General features: G+C 53.4%; 17 protein-coding genes and 2 pseudogenes. 13 read left to right on the forward strand and 6 right to left on the reverse strand.

What is annotated here, in order from left to right; all coding sequences use genetic code 11:
• Positions 1-108: 108 nt before the first annotated feature.
• From AC07P6_RS05485 to AC07P6_RS05505, 5 genes are all read right to left on the reverse strand, one after another.
• Positions 109-1,149, reverse strand: coding sequence for an NADP(H)-dependent aldo-keto reductase (locus tag AC07P6_RS05485; protein WP_182234697.1), 1,041 nt, complete (start codon positions 1,147-1,149; stop codon positions 109-111).
• Between the two features lie 237 nt (positions 1,150-1,386).
• A complete protein-coding gene (locus AC07P6_RS05490; protein ID WP_004867116.1) occupies positions 1,387-1,605 on the reverse strand; it encodes a YgdI/YgdR family lipoprotein in 219 nt (72 codons plus the stop codon).
• A gap of 128 nt (positions 1,606-1,733) precedes the next feature.
• On the reverse strand, positions 1,734-2,447 hold the full coding sequence (locus AC07P6_RS05495; RefSeq protein WP_110276445.1) for a TerC family protein: 714 nt from the start codon (positions 2,445-2,447) through the stop codon (positions 1,734-1,736).
• Between the two features lie 81 nt (positions 2,448-2,528).
• Positions 2,529-3,224 carry a DNA mismatch repair endonuclease MutH gene (gene mutH / locus AC07P6_RS05500; RefSeq protein WP_182234695.1) on the reverse strand — a complete coding sequence of 232 codons (696 nt, stop codon included), beginning with the start codon at positions 3,222-3,224 and terminating at the stop codon, positions 2,529-2,531.
• Positions 3,225-3,348: 124 nt separating this feature from the next.
• Positions 3,349-3,423, reverse strand: coding sequence for a hypothetical protein (locus AC07P6_RS05505; protein ID WP_275944292.1), 75 nt, complete (start codon positions 3,421-3,423; stop codon positions 3,349-3,351).
• Between AC07P6_RS05505 and AC07P6_RS05510 the strand changes: the two are divergent.
• From AC07P6_RS05510 to thyA, 5 genes and pseudogenes are all read left to right on the forward strand, one after another.
• Positions 3,411-3,482 (forward strand): annotated as a pseudogene (locus AC07P6_RS05510) (hypothetical protein); the annotation flags it as partial. The gene AC07P6_RS05505 and the pseudogene AC07P6_RS05510 sit on opposite strands and share 13 nt — an antisense overlap.
• Positions 3,483-3,906: 424 nt before the next feature.
• The gene (gene rppH, locus AC07P6_RS05515) at positions 3,907-4,437 is read left to right on the forward strand and encodes an RNA pyrophosphohydrolase (RefSeq protein ID WP_112213962.1); all 531 of its coding nucleotides are present in this window, start codon (positions 3,907-3,909) and stop codon (positions 4,435-4,437) included.
• A gap of 12 nt (positions 4,438-4,449) precedes the next feature.
• Positions 4,450-6,696 carry a phosphoenolpyruvate--protein phosphotransferase gene (gene ptsP, locus AC07P6_RS05520; protein WP_181485015.1) on the forward strand — a complete coding sequence of 749 codons (2,247 nt, stop codon included), beginning with the start codon at positions 4,450-4,452 and terminating at the stop codon, positions 6,694-6,696.
• Between the two features lie 231 nt (positions 6,697-6,927).
• Positions 6,928-7,803, forward strand: a complete 876-nt coding sequence (gene lgt, locus AC07P6_RS05525; RefSeq protein WP_110276449.1) for a prolipoprotein diacylglyceryl transferase — start codon at positions 6,928-6,930, stop codon at positions 7,801-7,803.
• Positions 7,804-7,809: 6 nt separating this feature from the next.
• Entirely contained in the window at positions 7,810-8,604 is a 795-nt protein-coding gene (gene thyA / locus AC07P6_RS05530; RefSeq protein ID WP_182234691.1) for a thymidylate synthase, read from the forward strand.
• A 211-nt stretch (positions 8,605-8,815) separates the two neighbouring features.
• On the opposite strand, the gene AC07P6_RS05535 is transcribed toward thyA, so the two are convergent.
• Positions 8,816-9,256, reverse strand: a complete 441-nt coding sequence (locus AC07P6_RS05535; RefSeq protein WP_478315792.1) for a helix-turn-helix domain-containing protein — start codon at positions 9,254-9,256, stop codon at positions 8,816-8,818.
• 194 nt (positions 9,257-9,450) lie between these two features.
• Here AC07P6_RS05535 and AC07P6_RS05540 point away from each other — a divergent pair.
• The 8 genes and pseudogenes from AC07P6_RS05540 to recC all read left to right on the forward strand — a co-directional run.
• Positions 9,451-9,495, forward strand: a pseudogene (locus tag AC07P6_RS05540) (hypothetical protein); the annotation flags it as partial.
• A gap of 443 nt (positions 9,496-9,938) precedes the next feature.
• Positions 9,939-11,222 carry an HAAAP family serine/threonine permease gene (locus AC07P6_RS05545; RefSeq protein ID WP_478315793.1) on the forward strand — a complete coding sequence of 428 codons (1,284 nt, stop codon included), beginning with the start codon at positions 9,939-9,941 and terminating at the stop codon, positions 11,220-11,222.
• A 63-nt stretch (positions 11,223-11,285) separates the two neighbouring features.
• Complete coding sequence (locus AC07P6_RS05550; RefSeq protein ID WP_478315794.1) at positions 11,286-12,653, forward strand: L-serine ammonia-lyase; 1,368 nt, start codon at positions 11,286-11,288, stop codon at positions 12,651-12,653.
• A 229-nt stretch (positions 12,654-12,882) separates the two neighbouring features.
• Positions 12,883-13,350 (forward strand): prepilin peptidase-dependent protein, encoded by a 468-nt coding sequence (locus AC07P6_RS05555; RefSeq protein ID WP_478315795.1) that lies wholly within the window; start codon positions 12,883-12,885, stop codon positions 13,348-13,350.
• Entirely contained in the window at positions 13,341-13,904 is a 564-nt protein-coding gene (locus AC07P6_RS05560) for a prepilin peptidase-dependent protein (protein WP_304253366.1), read from the forward strand. Before AC07P6_RS05555 ends, AC07P6_RS05560 begins: the two co-directional genes overlap by 10 nt.
• Positions 13,901-14,308 (forward strand): DUF2509 family protein, encoded by a 408-nt coding sequence (locus AC07P6_RS05565; RefSeq protein WP_478315796.1) that lies wholly within the window; start codon positions 13,901-13,903, stop codon positions 14,306-14,308. The genes AC07P6_RS05560 and AC07P6_RS05565 overlap by 4 nt, the downstream gene beginning before the upstream one ends.
• The gene (locus AC07P6_RS05570; protein WP_478315797.1) at positions 14,293-14,616 is read left to right on the forward strand and encodes a prepilin-type N-terminal cleavage/methylation domain-containing protein; all 324 of its coding nucleotides are present in this window, start codon (positions 14,293-14,295) and stop codon (positions 14,614-14,616) included. The genes AC07P6_RS05565 and AC07P6_RS05570 overlap by 16 nt, the downstream gene beginning before the upstream one ends.
• Positions 14,617-14,628: 12 nt before the next feature.
• Positions 14,629-18,003 carry an exodeoxyribonuclease V subunit gamma gene (gene recC, locus AC07P6_RS05575; RefSeq protein ID WP_478315798.1) on the forward strand — a complete coding sequence of 1,125 codons (3,375 nt, stop codon included), beginning with the start codon at positions 14,629-14,631 and terminating at the stop codon, positions 18,001-18,003.
• The last annotated feature ends 72 nt before the right edge of the window (positions 18,004-18,075 follow it).

An 18,075-nucleotide genomic window follows, 5' to 3' on the forward strand; every position in this document is an offset into this window, starting at 1 on the left:
GTAGCCCGGACAGATGCGTAGCATCGCCTCCGGGAAAAAAAACTGCGCGGTTCTGGAATTTTGTAGCCCGGGTAAGGCGTTTACGCCGCGACCCGGGGCTTTCCTGTCTTACGGTGCCGGGTAGGTATAAACCTGATGCACCGCTTCAATCTCCGCTAAAACCTCTGCGCTGAGCTCCAGATGGAGGCTCTCGACGTTAGTCTTAAGCTGCTCCATGGTCGTCGCCCCAAGCAGAGTGCTGGCGACAAACGGTTGGCGACGCACGAAGGCCAGCGCCATCTGAGCCGGGTCAATATTGTGACGCTTAGCGATATCGACATAGGCTGCCACCGCTTTCTGCGTCTGCTCTCCGCTATAGCGCGTAAAGCGGCTGAACAGCGTATTGCGCGCTCCGGCCGGTTTCGCGCCATTAAGGTATTTCCCGGTCAGCGTACCGAACGCCAGACAGGAATAAGCCAGCAGCTCGACACCTTCATATTGACTCACTTCCGCCAGGCCCACTTCATAGCTGCGGTTCACCAGACTGTACGGATTCTGGATGGTTACAATGCGCGGCAGGTCGTGTTTGTCAGCCAGGTGCAGATAACGCATCACGCCAAACGCCGTTTCGTTAGAAACGCCGATATAGCGAATCTTCCCGGCGCGCTGGAACTCAGCGAGCGCCTCCAGCGTATCCAATAGAGTGACGACCGGAGCGGAGTCGGTCCAGGTATAGCCCAGCTTGCCAAAACAGTTGGTTGGGCGCTGTGGCCAGTGGACCTGGTAGAGGTCGAGGTAATCGGTTTGCAGGCGCTTCAGGCTGTCGTGTAGCGCCTCGCGGATGTTTTTACGATCCAGCTTATGGTCAGGACGAATGCTGCTGTCGTTGTTGCGAGAAGGGCCGCTAACTTTAGAGGCGATAACCAACTTCTCGCGATTGCCGCGCTTAGCCAGCCAGTTACCGACGTAGGTTTCCGTCAGGCCCTGGGTTTCCGGACGAGGCGGGACGGGATACATTTCAGCGACATCAATCAGATTGATACCCTGACTGACGGCGTAATCGAGCTGCTCGTGTGCGTCGGCCTCGCTATTCTGCTCACCAAACGTCATTGTGCCCAGCCCCAGCGTGCTGATTTCAAGAGAACTGTGTGGGATACGGTGATACTGCATAGCCAGCTTCCTTTTTTATCTACAAGGTCAGGCGTTCCCCGACAAAGGAATATAAAAATGGCAGAGGGGGAGAAAAAGAGGAAGTAAAAAGATCAAAAAAGCCGGGCTTGCGAAACGTAGCCTGATTTATCCCTGTGGATGCATCAGATTTTCCCGACTCTTTTTTGAAAACTGAAGGATGTTGAAGAGGCAGCGCAGCCACGCGATGAATGACAAGCTGCTGGTCAACTAAATACCTTAACGTTTAATAATCTGGGAAACGTCATCACGATTGATCTGCATTTTGTTACCTTGCTGATCTTCGTAACTGATTAGACCGGTATCATCATCTACTGCGGGTTTACCATCAGTCAGAATCATACGACCATCTTTGGTCGCCATCACGTAATCGCTGCTGCAACCGGAAACCGAGAACGCTAGTCCTACGGCGGAAATCAATACTGCCCATTTTTTCATTGTTGTTACCTCTATTATTTATGGCCGCACCTCGTACCAGTATATTAATAGCCTGATTTGTGAGACATAAAAAGCAGTTAAGTCTTAAAAAAGGATTGCAGCCCGTTTCAGGGCTGCATTTTAGCGGGTTACAGCGGTTTTTTTTTATTTCGCAGCAGGTTGAGGCTTTCAACCGCAATGGAAAAGAACATCGCGAAATAGATGTAACCTTTCGGCACGTGCACGTCGAAACTTTCGAGCATCAGCGTGAAGCCGACGAGAATCAAAAACGACAGCGCCAGCATTTTGACTGAAGGGTGGCGGTCAACAAAATCGCCTATCGAACGAGCGGCAAACATCATCACCAGCACCGAGATAATGACCGCAGCCATCATAATAAACAGATGATCCGACAGCCCAACGGCGGTGATCACCGAATCGAGGCTGAAAATAATATCCAGCAGCATAATCTGCACAATCGCGCCCATAAATGAATGGACGTTGGTTTTCAGCCCTTCCTCTTCCCCTTCGATCGATTCGTGAATCTCTTTACTTGCCTTCCAGATAAGGAACAGCCCGCCGAGCAGCAGAATCAGATCGCGAAAAGAGACCTCCTGGCTGAACACAGTAAACAATGGATTGGTGAGCTTGACGACCCATGCGATTGACGCCAACAGCGCCAGACGCATGATCATCGCCCCCATTAACCCGATGCGGCGGGCATGAGCCCGTTGCGCGGTGGGGAGTTTTGCGACAACCAGAGAGAGGAAAATAATATTATCGATCCCAAGCACTATCTCCAGCAGCGTCAGCGTACCAAGCGCCAGCCAGGCGTTAGGATCGGTTACCCATGCAAATAACATCGTTCAAAGTCCTGCAAAATAGAAAGATGCAATTATATGCAACCATTGCGGCAGAACAAAAAATTAATCATCTTCTGGTCGTTATTTAGAGGAGAGAAGGAAATGGCGGGCCAGCAGGGCGGCGGTGAAATTTTTCTTTAGATAAAACCCGCGCGGTAGAGTAAGGATGGGCTCGCCGTGAGTACCGATGGCTTCGGTTAGCGCTTTACTGTTCGCGGCTTTTGGACGCAACTGCAGTACTTCGCCATGGCGAGCGGTGATACGCTCAACCTGCCCCAGAACGATCAGGTCCATTAACTCTTCCCAGTCCATGCGCAGCTGGCGATCTTCCTCTTCGCTCGGGCTCCACAGCAGCGGCGCTCCGACGCGGCGCTCGGCAAGTGGGATCGTGCGCGCGCCTTCAACGGGTACCCACAATACGCGCTTAAGCTTATGGCGCACGTGGCTACTCTCCCAAGTGACGCCGCTATTGCCGGTAAGCGGTGCAACGCAGACGAAGGTGGTCTCCAGCGGACGGCCCTGAAAGTCGACCGGTATCGTTTTAAGCTCAACGCCCAGCGCGGCAAAATCCTGCTCGGGTTTACTGCCCGCGCTGGCTCCTAGCCAAATCTCCAGCAGAATGCCGATCCACCCTTTATCACGTTTTAAATCGCGTGGGATCGGAATGCCCGCCAGTGCGGCCAATTCACCTAACGAATAACCTGCTAACTGCTGCGCCTGGGCCAGCAGTTGCTCCTGGCTTTGCGGTGGTGATGGGAGCGGCGCAATGGTTGGCATAACATGAAACCTCTGTCTAAAAAATGAGCGGTAATTTCATCCGTTGTGGATAGAGTTTACCTTTTCTGGGGTAAGTATGACAATGTGATGATTCGTATGACTTTTTTTTCTATTTTTTACCGCTTTAAAAATTGTTAAAACGAGTTTTCCAGAACTGGTCACTGGCAATGAACAGGATCTTACACCATGTTATCCACAGAAAACTGGGATAACTGGGGAAAAGCCCCACTACTGTTTCCATTTACAGCCTTGACGTGCGGGTAAAATCGAGTTTTTAGACGAAATATGCTCAGTTGGCTTGCTTAAGCTGTGGATAAAACCAACATTGCTCGATCTTTCATCAGTTCCAGGATCTCATATGTGATGATCATCACGTTATGCTATGGTTTATGAAAGTTTTTCATTATAACTTAATGAAAAACATGTCATTATTTATTTGTGTTATCACTACGCCGTTCGGATTACTCCGGGTTTTCCCTGGTTAATTCCATACTTCTTCACAACTCTATCCACAGAAAAAGTGAATAAAATCGCCCGATGATGGCTGTCGCTGTTTATAACTCGGGGTATTACTGTGAGTTATTCAAATGTTATTCGATCTCATCGTGCTAACAGAGTGGTTTACCGTTTCCAGCGAGTGTGAAACAATCATTCACATTGAAGCTTATTTTGAGGTAGTCCGGTGATTGATGACGATGGCTACCGCCCAAATGTCGGCATTGTAATCTGTAATCGCCAGGGCCAGGTCATGTGGGCCAGGCGCTATGGTCAGCACTCGTGGCAGTTCCCGCAAGGGGGCATTAATCCAGGAGAATCAGCAGAGCAAGCGATGTATCGGGAATTGTTCGAAGAAGTTGGGTTAAGCCGCAAAGATGTGCGGATCCTGGCTTCAACCCGTAACTGGTTGCGTTACAAATTACCTAAGCGTTTGGTGCGTTGGGACACAAAGCCGGTATGTATCGGCCAGAAACAAAAGTGGTTTCTCCTGCAATTGATCGGCAGTGATGCGGATGTCAATATGCAAACCAGCAGTACACCTGAGTTTGATGGCTGGCGATGGGTAAGTTACTGGTACCCGGTACGCCAAGTGGTGTCGTTTAAGCGCGACGTTTACCGCCGGGTGATGAAAGAGTTTGCCAGCGTCACTATGGCGCTAGCGGAGAGCGCGCCTAAGCCGCAAAGCGCGCCTGCATATCGACGTAAAAGAGGTTAAGCCACGCACATTATGCTCACTCGGTTGCGAGAAATAGTCGAGAAGGTCGCGAGTGCGCCGCGTTTAAACGAGGCGCTGGATATCCTGGTAACCGATATCTGCGCCGCGATGGAGACGGAAGTCTGTTCGGTTTATCTGGCTGACAACGACCGACGCTGCTATTACCTGATGGCGACTCGCGGGTTGAAAAAGCCCCGCGGGCGCATTGTTGCGCTCGCTTTTGATGAAGGCCTGGTCGGTCTGGTTGGCCGACTGGCGGAACCCATTAACCTTGCCGACGCGCAAAAGCACCCCAGCTTTAAATATATTCCTGCGGTAAAAGAGGGCCGTTTTCGCGCCTTCCTTGGTGTACCGATCATCCAGCGGCGTCAACTGCTGGGGGTACTGGTAGTACAGCAGCGCGAGCTGCGTCAGTTCGATGAAAGCGAAGAGTCTTTTCTTGTCACTCTGGCCACGCAAATCGCCGGCATTCTCTCTCAATCTCAACTGACCGCGTTGTTCGGTCAATATCGTCAGACCCGCATCCGCGCGCTGCCCGCTTCATCGGGCGTCGCGATTGCCGAAGGCTGGATGGACGTCAGCCTGCCGTTGATGGAGCAGGTCTACGAAGCCTCGACGCTCGATACGGCTTCCGAGCGCGAACGGCTGACCGGCGCGCTGGAAGAGGCAGCTAACGAATTTCGTCGCTACAGCAAGCGCTACTCTGCCGGGGCGCAGAAAGAGACAGCGGCAATCTTTGACCTCTATTCACACCTGCTTTCCGATGCGCGCCTGCGCCGTGAGCTGTTCGCCGAAGTCGATCAAGGCGCGGTGGCTGAGTGGGCAGTGAAGAAGATTATCGAGAAGTTTGCCGAACAGTTTGCCGCGCTCAGCGATGGTTATCTGAAAGAGCGCGCGGGCGATCTGCGTACGCTAGGCCAGCGGCTGCTTTTTCACCTTGATGACAGCATTCAAGGTCCGAATACCTGGCCAGAGCGCATTGTGCTGGTGGCCGATGAGCTGTCGGCGGCGACTCTGGCGGAAGTTCCCCAGGAGCGTTTAGCGGGCGTGGTCGTTCGCGACGGCGCGGCGAACTCACATGCTGCGATTATGGTCCGTGCGCTGGGCATTCCGACGGTGATGGGGGCGGATATTCAGCCTTCGCTGCTGCACGGACATACCCTGATCGTCGACGGCTATCGCGGCGAGCTGCTGGTTGACCCAGAGCCGGTGCTGCTGCAAGAGTATCAGCGCCTGATCAGCGAAGAAAACGAGCTCAGTCGCCTGGCTGAAGACGATCTCGAGCGCGCATCCGAACTGAAAAGCGGTGAGCGGGTAAAAGTGATGCTCAACGCGGGCCTGAGCCCTGAGCACGAAGAAAAACTTGGCAATTTTGTCGACGGCATTGGTCTGTATCGCACCGAAATTCCCTTTATGTTGCAAAGCGGCTTCCCCTCTGAAGAGGAGCAGGTTGCGCAGTATCAGGGTATGTTGCAGATGTTCAACGAGAAATCGGTAACCCTGCGCACGCTGGATATCGGGGCGGATAAACAGCTGCCATATATGCCGATTAGCGAAGAAAATCCGTGCCTTGGCTGGCGTGGCATTCGGATCACGCTCGATCAGCCGGAGATCTTTTTGGTTCAGGTGCGCGCGATGCTGCGTGCCAACGCGGCGACCGGCAATCTCAGCATTTTGCTACCGATGGTCACCAGCCTGGATGAAGTGGATGAGGCCCGCCGTCTTATCGATCGCGCCAGCCGTGAAGTGGAAGAGATGATCGGTTATGCCATTCCACGTCCGCGTCTTGGCGTGATGCTGGAAGTTCCCTCGATGGTCTTTATGCTGCCGCAACTGGCCAGCCGCGTCGATTTTATCTCCGTTGGCACTAATGACCTGACGCAGTATCTTCTCGCCGTGGATCGTAACAATACCCGAGTCGCCAGTATGTACGATAGCCTGCACCCGGCGGTACTGCGGGCGCTGGCGATGATTGCCCGTGATGCCGAGCGTTTTGGTATCGACCTGCGTCTTTGCGGGGAAATGGCGGGTGATCCGATGTGCGTGACGATCCTGATTGGTCTTGGTTATCGCCATCTGTCGATGAACGGTCGTTCGGTGGCAAGGGTGAAATACCTGCTGCGCCGCATTGATATCAACGAGGCTCAGGAGCTTTCTCACCGCAGTCTGGAAGCGCAAATGACTGCGGAAGTTCGCCACCAGGTTGCCGCCTTTATGGAGAGACGCGGTCTCGGCGGCCTGATTCGCGGTGGCCGCTAGCTACAGGTTCGAGCGGCCTGAGGGTTTGTAGCCTGGACAGGTGCGCAGCACCGCCTCCGGGAAATGCCTCGACGCTCATTCGCATTCGTATACATATCTTTTACATGTCCGGCGCGGATCGTCCTTAACGCTTATGCTATCATTCGCAGCCTTTGGAGCGCCCGTTTTTGACGGGCGCGAACGATAACCGCTGTCCACTTTCGGCGGAATAACAAGTGTTTATGGTGACAGATGAATAGTGGCTACCTGCATTTTCCGGAGTTTGATCCGGTAATATTTTCCATTGGACCGCTCGCCCTCCACTGGTACGGCATGATGTACCTGGTCGGGTTTATTTTTGCGATGTGGTTGGCCACCCGTCGGGCCAATCGTCCGGGCAGCGGTTGGACGAAAAACGAAGTTGAAAACCTGCTGTATGCCGGGTTCCTCGGGGTCTTCCTCGGTGGTCGTATTGGCTATGTATTTTTCTATAACCTGCCGGTATTCCTCGACGATCCGCTCTATCTGTTCCGCGTCTGGGACGGCGGGATGTCCTTCCATGGCGGCCTCATCGGCGTGATTCTGGTGATGATCATCTTTGCCAAACGCACGAAGCGCACTTTCTTCCAGGTCTCTGATTTTATTGCGCCGCTGATTCCATTTGGCCTGGGTGCCGGGCGTCTGGGCAACTTTATCAACGGTGAACTGTGGGGACGCGTCGATCCGAGCTTTCACTATTCGATGATTTTCCCCGGCTCCCGTGCAGAAGATCTGGCGCTGCTGCCGTCGCATCCTGAGTGGCAATCGCTGTTCGACACTTACGGCGCGCTGCCGCGTCACGCTTCGCAGCTCTATGAAATGGCGTTGGAAGGCGTGGTGTTGTTCCTGATCCTGAACCTATTTATCCGCAAACCGCGCCCAACCGGTTCGGTCTCTGGCCTGTTCCTGATTGGCTACGGCCTGTTCCGCATCATCGTGGAATTCTTCCGCCAGCCCGACGCGCAGTTCACTGGCGGCTGGGTACAGTACATCAGCATGGGGCAGATTCTTTCCATCCCAATGGTGCTTGCGGGTATCATAATGATGGTCTGGGCGTACCGTTGTCGTCCGCAGCAACAAAACTCTTGAGGAACCATGAAACAGTATCTTGATTTGATGCAGAAAGTGCTCGCTGAGGGCACGCAAAAAAATGACCGCACCGGAACTGGCACCGTCTCTATCTTCGGCCATCAGATGCGTTTTAACCTGCAGGAAGGATTCCCGTTGGTGACGACCAAGCGCTGTCATTTACGCTCCATCATCCATGAACTGCTGTGGTTCCTGCAAGGTGACACTAACGTTGCGTATTTGCGCGAAAACAACGTCACCATCTGGGACGAGTGGGCGGATGAGAATGGCGATCTGGGACCAGTCTACGGCAAACAATGGCGTTCATGGCCTGCGCCGGATGGACGTCATATCGACCAGATCAGCACCGTGATGGAACAGCTGAAAAACGACCCGGATTCGCGCCGCATCATCGTCTCGGCATGGAACGTCGGCGAGTTGAACAAAATGGCGCTGGCACCGTGCCACGCGTTTTTCCAGTTCTATGTGGCGGACGGCAAGCTCTCTTGCCAACTGTATCAGCGCTCTTGCGACGTGTTCCTTGGCCTGCCGTTCAATATCGCCAGCTACGCGCTGCTGGTGCATATGGTCGCACAGCAATGCGACCTCGAAGTAGGCGATTTTGTCTGGACTGGCGGCGACACTCACCTGTACAGCAACCATATGGAGCAGACGCATCTGCAGCTGAGCCGCGAACCGCGCGCGCTGCCGAAGCTGGTCATCAAACGCAAACCGGCGTCGATTTTCGACTACCGTTTTGAAGACTTCGAAATTGAAGGCTATGACCCGCATCCGGGGATTAAAGCGCCTGTGGCGATTTGATCTGGAAGTGACGACGAAAAACCGCTGATACTTGAAGTGAACCCCGAAAGTTGGATATCCAGCAAGTAGGGGTTTGTTGTTTATGGGACACAAAAACTATTCAGTCAGATTCAAGCAATCTGTTGCCCTTTATTTCCTCTCTGGAAAGGATGATACCGGAGGGACATCAAAGCTATTTGGCGCTGGCAACGGCACCGCTCCCCAAAGCTGACTACCCTTTTTTCTCTGCGTCAGTCGGCTGGAAAGACCACACCACGCTGTGAGAGGCCGCTGAGGTGTACCATTCGTTAATGGTGGCGTTTGCCTCGTTGGTCTGTGCGGTCGCGGCAAATTTCTCTTTTGGCTGATGTGTTTTTTTCCGAATACGGATACGGGAAGGTGTCGCGGTATTTATTTGCGCGTTAAAGGTACGAATGTGTGAGTCGAATAAAACAGACTCCAACTGATGCAGACGATCCAGACCGCGTAAAATACCAATAAGCGTACTGAGAGTTACGGACTCGCCTAATTCAACGCGTTTGATGGTTGCAGTGCCGACCTGTGCGCGCTCGGCCAGCTCAATCTGTGACAGCCCAAGCTGTATACGCGTTTCTTTAATTCTGCGGCACAATTCAGAAATAATTTCACTGTCGGGCATCGTACTGAAACGCATTTCAATTCCTCTACTGCGTAATAAATCCTGACAGATTATTTAGCATATTAAATTATAAATAAAGCAGATAATTTCTCTTTTGCGATAGTCACAACATTGTTTTTTCGTTAGCGCCTTTAAATAGTTGGATGTTGTTATATTCTTCAGTTATTTAAGGTACTTCTGCGGCGACGGTTACTGTCCATTGCCCTCGTGGCGATGTTGATGCTGTTTACCGGACTGGCAGAGGCTCAAATTAGGATATTTCCTCAGAAACCTGGCTCGATAACGGCTCATCGGGACGCCGTTGTGGTGTCGCCCGGTGTGGAAACCTGCCACGATTGCTCAGTCTGGCAGCCATCAGCAATCTGACATATTTAAATTGGAGATAATGTTTTTTGATTCTCATGAATTGTATGACAAATATCGTTTGTTATCTCTGGAATTAAAATATATAAATATATGGCTAATTGAAGTGGGTGTCGAAATAATAACGTATTAAAAATGATACTTTAAAAAATATTAAATTTTTGGTGCTATTTTTGATGCGTTAAAAGTCCTCTCTATAAATCAGGTTATGTGATCGCGGTTAGTGAATCAGCTTAGTTGTATTTAATAAAATAGCCAAATAAACACAGCACATTTATTACCTGAATCAGAGTCAAATAAATCTGACACTACTCTATATTACTGAGGCCATACTATGGAAACCGTTCAAAATACCCTCGTTGCTCGCGAGAGCAGCGGCTGGAGAAAAAGTGATACCGTCTGGATGCTGGGTCTGTACGGTACTGCGATTGGCGCAGGGGTACTTTTCCTGCCGATTAACGCCGGGGTAGGGGGCTTAGTGCCGCTGATCATCATGGCCATTATCGCATTCCCTATGACGTTTTTTGCCCACCGTGGTTTAACCCGTTTTGTTCTCTCGGGAAAAAATCCGGGTGAAGATATTACCGAAGTGGTTGAAGAGCATTTCGGCACTGGTGCGGGTAAGCTTATTACGCTGCTCTACTTCTTCGCTATTTATCCTATTCTGCTGGTCTATAGCGTCGCAATTACCAACACGGTTGATAGCTTTATTACTCACCAGCTTGGCCTGGCGTCTCCGCCGCGCGCTATTTTGTCGCTGATTTTGATTATCGGCATGATGGGCATTGTCCGCTTTGGCGAAAAAATGATTGTTAAGGCCATGAGCGTGCTGGTGTTTCCGTTCGTGTTTGCGTTGATGCTGCTGGCGCTGTATTTGATCCCGCAATGGAATGGTGCGGTACTGGATACCCTGTCGCTGAGCAGCGCTTCCGCAACGGGTAATGGTCTGTGGATGACCCTGTGGCTGGCTATCCCGGTAATGGTTTTCTCCTTCAACCATTCGCCGATCATCTCCTCTTTTGCGGTGGCAAAACGTGAAGAATACGGTCAGGACGCTGAGCGTAAGTGTTCCCGTATCCTGGGCTTTGCCCACATCATGATGGTGCTGACCGTTATGTTCTTCGTGTTCAGCTGTGTGCTGAGCCTCTCTCCGGAAAACCTGGCGGAAGCGAAAGCACAGAACATCTCCATCCTCTCTTACCTGGCGAACCATTTTAATGCGCCGGTGATTGCCTGGATGGCACCTGTCATCGCGATGATTGCGATTACCAAATCCTTCCTCGGCCACTACCTCGGTGCGCGTGAAGGTTTCAATGGCATGGTGATTAAGTCCCTGCGCGGTAAAGGGAAAACAATAGAAATCAACAAACTGAACAAGATCACTGCGCTGTTCATGTTGGTGACCACCTGGATTGTAGCGACACTGAACCCGAGTATCCTGGGCATGATTGAAACGCTGGGCGGCCCGGTTATCGCGATGATTCTGTTCCTGATGCCGATGTATGCCATCAATAAAGTGCCGGCCATGCGCAAATACAGCGGTCACATCAGCAACGTGTTTGTGGTTGTGATGGGGTTGATTGCCATCTCCGCCATCTTCTTCTCACTGTTCAGCTAAGTTTTCAGCGCCGCCTGTCGCAGGCGGCACATCCGTTTTGCTTTGTAACCGCATGGGTGCCACATGATTAGCGTTTTCGATATTTTCAAAATCAGCATCGGGCCGTCCAGCTCACATACTGTTGGGCCGATGAAAGCAGGAAAACATTTTGTTGATACCCTGCAGGAAAAAGGCCTGCTGCATAAAGTGACTCGTCTGGTGGTGGATGTGTATGGCTCTCTGTCATTAACGGGTAAAGGCCACCATACCGATATTGCAATTATTCTTGGGCTGTCCGGGTATTTACCGGATACCGTTGATATCGACGCCATTCCCGGCATTATTTGCGATGTAAACACCATGTATCGTCTGTTTATTGAAGAAGGCCAGAGAGAAATTCAGTTCCCGGTGGCAGAATGCATGCGTTTTCACAATGAGTTTCTGCCGCTGCATGAAAATGGCATGAGTATTACCGCGTTTTGCGACGGAAAAATCGTCCATTTTCAGACTTACTATTCCATTGGTGGCGGTTTTATCGTCACGGAGGAAAACTTTGGCAAGAATCAGGACGCGGAGGTCGATATTCCGTTCCCGTTCTATTCTGCCCGCAACCTGCTGGCACACTGCCAGGACAACTGCCTGTCAATTTCTGCGGTGATGATGAAAAACGAGATCGCCCGCCACGGCAGGGATAGCGTTGAGCAAAATATGGCGAAAATCTGGGAGACCATGAGAAACGCTATTAACCGGGGTATGAACACGGAAGGCATTTTGCCTGGACCACTAAAAGTGCCACGTCGTGCTTCTGCGCTGCACCGCGTGCTGGCACCGCAGAGCCAGTCGATTACACCACTGAGTGCGATGGATTGGGTCAATATGTTCGCGATGGCGGTAGGGGAAGAGAACGCGGCGGGCGGGCGAGTCGTTACCGCACCGACCAACGGTGCCTGCGGCATTATCCCGGCGGTACTGGCCTATTACGATCGCTTTATCAAGGCGGTGACGCCGGAAATCTATATGCGCTACTATCTGACCGCGGGTGCGATTGGCATTCTGTACAAGATGAATGCGTCTATTTCCGGGGCAGAGGTTGGTTGCCAGGGGGAAGTGGGGGTGGCCTGCTCGATGGCGTCTGCCGGACTGGCAGAGCTGCTGGGCGGCAGTCCGGATAAGGTATGCATTGCCGCGGAAATCGGCATGGAACATAACCTCGGTCTGACCTGCGATCCGGTGGCCGGACAGGTTCAGGTACCGTGCATTGAGCGTAACGCGATTGCGGCAGTGAAGGCCATTAACTCGGCCAGCATGGCTATGTATCGTACCAGCGATCCAAAAGTCTCACTGGATAAAGTCATCGAAACGATGTTTGAGACAGGCAAAGATATGAATGCCAAATATCGTGAAACAGCACGAGGCGGTCTGGCGATTAAAGTCGCGGTGTGCGAATCCTGAGACCTGGAAAACCGCCTGCAGAATGGAGTTCACTTCATTCTGCAGGCGGTTTTTTTATGCGCCAACCCAGCTAAACGACGGCTATAAACCGTGATCAGAACCCGCTTTTTGCGAGCTGGTTTCCCGCAACTTTGCAACCCATTGCAACGCTTTAAATACTCTCCGACGCGCGACGCAAACCCTCACTTTGCCGTTCGTATCAGTCATCAATGATACGCATACTCGGCCCATGAACAGAGAACATGGCTATACCCTGATTGAAACCCTGATAACGATGATGCTGGTTGTCATTCTTAGCGCCAGTGGGCTATACGGATGGCAGAGCTGGCGACAGCAGCAGCGCCTGTGGCAAACCGCTTGCCAGGTCCGGGACTATCTTGTGCTGTTGCGCGACGACGCCAACTGGCACAACCGCGACCGGATATTAAACGTCGGGCAAAGCGTGGAGGGTTGGTGCCTGAGTGCCACCGGCGCGGCGGCCAACTGTAGCGTAAAGAGCGCTTTCACGTTGCAACCGCTGTGGCCGGACGTTTCGCTCAGTGCGATCACACCAGGTTTTGGGTTTTACGGCCTGCGCAATACCGCCTGGGCCGGGCATATAAGGCTGCAAAGCGCAGCGGGCGGCTGGAATATCATTGTTTCCAACTGGGGGAGAATCCGCCTGTGTCGCGGCGAGGAGACGACATCATGTCAGTAATTCATCGTGGCTTTTCTCTCCCCGAAACGCTGATAGCGATGGCAATTAGCTCCGTTTTATTACTCGGAAGCGCCCGCTTTTTGCCCTCTTTGCAGCGAGCGGTTCTGAACCAGACCCAGCAGCAGTCTCTGGAAAATGAACTCTGGCAGCGTCTCTATACCGTGGCGAAGCATCTGCAACGCGCAGGTTATTGCCGTGGTCTCTGTAGCGGGGAAGCGCTACACATTACAGGCAGCGGCGATTGTGTGCTCCTGCGCTGGGATGGCAACAGTGACGGGATCTGGAATGCCTCTCCGTCGTCGGAATCTGATACAACAGGCTTTCGGCTACGCGACGGCGCGCTGGAAACCTTACGGGGGGCGAGTGACTGTAGCGGCAAAGGATGGGAGAGAATGACCAACCCGGCGGCGATTAAAGTCACCACGTTTCAGATTACCCGGCAGGGCAGGACGGATTATCCCCCTGAGCTATCAATAACGCTGGCGGCGCAATCCGTTGCTGACTCGCGAATTCACGCGCAGGCGGAATACAGCGTAACGGGATATAACCTGTGAATCGCCAGCGCGGTCTCTCTTCGCTGCTGATGGTGCTCCTGCTGTTAGCGCTTGGTAGTCTGCTGCTTCAGGGGTTAAACCAGCAGCAGCGTTCTTTGTTGGCGCAAACGGCCAGCGAAACGCAGGCGCTTCGCGATACTGCTGGTGCGCATTCCGCACTACAGTGGGGAAAGGGGCTCTCCTGGCCGTTGCAGGATGCAGTGAACTGCCAGCAGAATGGCGAATTTGGTTGGCGCGCTTGCATGCGCATTTTCAGCGACGCATCGGTATTGCTGATAGGCGGTAGCGGCACCATGCTGTTGTGGCAGTCTGGCGTGGTAGAGCAAAACCAGCTGCGCTTTTCACCCCACGGCTGGAGCGATTTTTGCCCATTGAAGGAGGCCAACTTATGCCAGATGCCCTAAGGCGACAAAAGGGATTTAGCCTGCCGGAAACTCTACTGGCTTTAGTGCTCCTGATCATGACCGTTACCGCGCTGGCGGGATATCAACGTGGGCTGGCTAATGGTTTTATGCAGCTCAATCAGTATCGTCAGCTGTGGCGTGACGCATGGCGATTCGGGCAGCTTAGCCCTGACGAGATTCCGGCAAACCGACAGGTATCCCGTGTGCAGACATCGGTGCAAAGATGTGTCAGCATCACGGTAACGATCACGATGCCCACCGCAAGGCGGGCGCAGATGACCCGGCTGCATTGCCCGGTCAGTCAGTAGCCAGGAGCGAATATGTTAAGGGTGTACCACTCAAACCGTCTGGATGTGCTTGAAGCGTTGATGGAGTTTATCGTCGAGCGCCAGCGGCTGGATGACCCCTTCATTCCTGAAATGGTGCTGGTGCAGAGTACCGGGATGGCGCAATGGCTACAGATGACGCTGGCGAAGCGATTCGGGATCGCGGCCAATATTGAATTCCCTCTGCCAGCCAGTTTTATCTGGGACATGTTCGTACGGGTGCTGAAAGATATCCCCGGGGAAAGCGCGTTCAGCAAACAGAGCATGAGCTGGAAGCTGATGACCTTGCTGCCTCAGCGTCTTGACGATGAAGCCTTCACGCTGCTGCGCCACTATCTGAGCGACGACAGTGACAAGCGCAAACTGTTTCAACTGGCGACAAGGGTAGCGGATCTCTATGACCAGTATCTGGTTTATCGCCCTGAATGGCTAATACGCTGGGAGGCTGACGGGCGCGTGGACGGCCTTGGCGAGGCACAGGATTGGCAAGCGCCGTTATGGAAAGCGCTGGTGGAGTACACTGCGGAACTGGGTCAGCCGCTGTGGCATCGCGCCAACTTGTATCAACGCTTTATCAGCGCGCTTGAATCCGCTGAAGAGCCTCCTGCCGGGCTGCCGTCGCGGGTATTTATTTGTGGGATTTCGGCGCTGCCGCCGGTGTACCTGCAGGCGCTACAGGCGCTGGGTAAGCATGTTGATGTTTACGTCCTCTTCACTAACCCTTGCCGCTACTACTGGGGTGACATCAAAGATCCAGCATTTTTGGCCAGACTGATGTCCCGCCAGCGTCGCCATCATCGTGAAACGACCCGAGAGCTGCCGCTGTTCCGTGATACTGAACAGGCACCCGGATTATTTAATGATTCCGGGGAGCAGGATGTCGGCAACCCAATGCTGGCCTCCTGGGGCAAGCTGGGGCGTGACTATATTTACTTACTGGCGGGTCTGGAACGCTATGAAGAGCTGGATGCTTTTGTTGATATCGTACCTGACAACCTGCTGCATAATCTTCAGGCTGACATCCTCGATCTGCGCAATGCCGCGGTGGCCGGGCGTAGCGCCGAGGAGTTCGCCAACAGCCGCAGCAAGCGCCCTTTAGCGCTGGACGATCGCAGCCTGATGATTCATGTCTGCCATAGCCCGCAGCGCGAGGTCGAGGTGCTGCACGACAGGCTGCTGGCGATGCTCGAAGAGAACCCCGAACTGACGCCGCGCGATATTATCGTCATGGTCGCGGATATCGATAGCTACAGTCCCTATATCCAGGCCGTCTTCGGCAGTGCCAGCGGCGAACGCTGGCTACCATGGGCGATTTCCGACCGTCGCGCCCGTGAATCGCATCCTGCGCTACAGGCATTTATTACCCTCCTTTCGCTGCCCGATAGCCGTTTTGCCAGCGAAGACGTGCTGGCGCTGCTGGACGTTCCGGTGCTGGCGGCGCGGTTTAATATTGACGAAGAGGGGCTACGCTACCTACGCCAGTGGGTTAACGAATCCGGTGTGCGCTGGGGGATGGATGACGACAACGTTCGTGAGCTGGATCTCCCGGCAACCGGCCAGCACACCTGGCGCTTTGGCCTGACGCGGATGCTGTTGGGCTACGCAATGGACAGCAGCGAGGGGGAGTGGCGCTCGGTTCTGCCATACGATGAGTCGAGCGGGCTTATCGCCGAACTGGTGGGTAACCTGGCATCCTTGCTAATGCAGCTTAATTTCTGGCGGCGCGGGCTGGCTCAGGAGCGCCCTCTGGCGGAGTGGCTGCCGGTATGCCGTGACCTGCTGAACGACTTTTTCCTGCCAGATAGCGAAACAGAGGCGGCTCTGGCGCTTATTGAACAACAGTGGCAGGCGGTGATTGATGGCGGCGTTGAGGCCCTGTACGGCGAAGCGGTGCCGCTATCTTTGCTTCGTGATGAACTCTCCCAGCGCCTCGATCAGCAGCGCATCAGCCAGCGCTTCCTTGCCGGGCCGGTGAACATCTGTACCCTGATGCCCATGCGCTCGATTCCTTTTAAAGTAGTCTGCCTGCTGGGAATGAACGACGGCGTTTATCCGCGTACTCTGGCACCGCTGGGCTTTGACTTAATGAGCCAGAAACCGCAGCGTGGCGACCGTAGCCGTCGTGATGATGACCGTTATCTGTTCCTCGAAGCGCTGATGTCGGCTGAGCAGAAGCTGTATATCAGCTATATTGGTCGCTCTATTCAGGATAATAGCGAGCGCTATCCTTCCGTTCTGGTCCAGGAGCTGGCGGACTATATCGGTCAAAGCCACTGTCTGGCGGGCGATGAGTCGCTGGATTGCGACGCCAGCGAGCGTCGTGTCAAAGAGCACATCACTCATCTGCATACGCGCATGCCTTTTGATGCTGCCAACTTTCAAGACAACGAAGATCAAAGCTATGCCCGGGAATGGCTGGCAGCCGCCAGCCAGCAGGGGGAGGCGCACGGCGATTTTATCCAGCCGCTACCCGCCCCGGAAATTGACCACCTCCCTTTCGAACAGTTGCTGCGTTTCTGGCAGCATCCAGTTCGTGCCTTCTTCCAGCAGCGGCTGCGGGTTAATTTCCGCTCGGAAGAGAGCGAAATCCCCGACGATGAACCTTTCACCCTTGAAGGGCTGAGCCGCTATCAGCTGAACCAGCAACTGCTGAATACGCTGATTGAGCAGCAGGACGCCTCGGTGATGTATCGCCGTTTCCGTGCCGCCGGAGAGTTACCCTATGGCGCTTTCGGCGAACTGGCTTGGGAGACTCAGCGTCAGGAGATGCAAAACCTGGCGGAGCGGGTCATTGCCAGCCGCAAACCGGGGCAGAGTCTGGAAATCGATCTGCAATGTAACGGAGTCAACATTACTGGGTGGTTGCAGCAGGTACAATCCGACGGTTTGCTGCGCTGGCGGCCATCGCTGCTGAGCGTGGCGCAGGGAATGCAACTTTGGCTGGAGCATCTTGTCTATTGTGCAAGTGGCGGTATCGGCGAAAGTCGACTGTTTGTGCGCAAAGACGGGGAGTGGCATTTCCCTCCGCTGGCGCAAGAGCAGGCTCAAGGATACCTGAATGAACTGGTTGACGGTTATCTGCAAGGGATGTCTAAACCGCTACTGCTGCTGCCAGAAAGCGGAGGTGCATGGCTAAAAGTCTGTTACGACGCCGAAAAGGATGTCATGTTAATGGATGAAGAGACGCAGCAGAAAGCGCGCAGTAAATTTCTTCAGGCCTATGAAGGGAACATGGTGGTCAGCGGTGAGGGTACCGATGTTTGGTATCAGCGCCTGTGGCGCACTCTGGAGCCGGAATACTATGAAGAGATTATCGCGCAAACGCAGCGCTATTTGCTGCCGGTATTTCGTTTCCATCAGTCCGAATAAAATTTTAATAGTATAAAAATTGCGCAATACATGGCTGTTCATTTATGATGCGCAACGAATCACGGACTGATG

This window comes from Klebsiella sp. GFKo11, assembly GCF_056490265.1.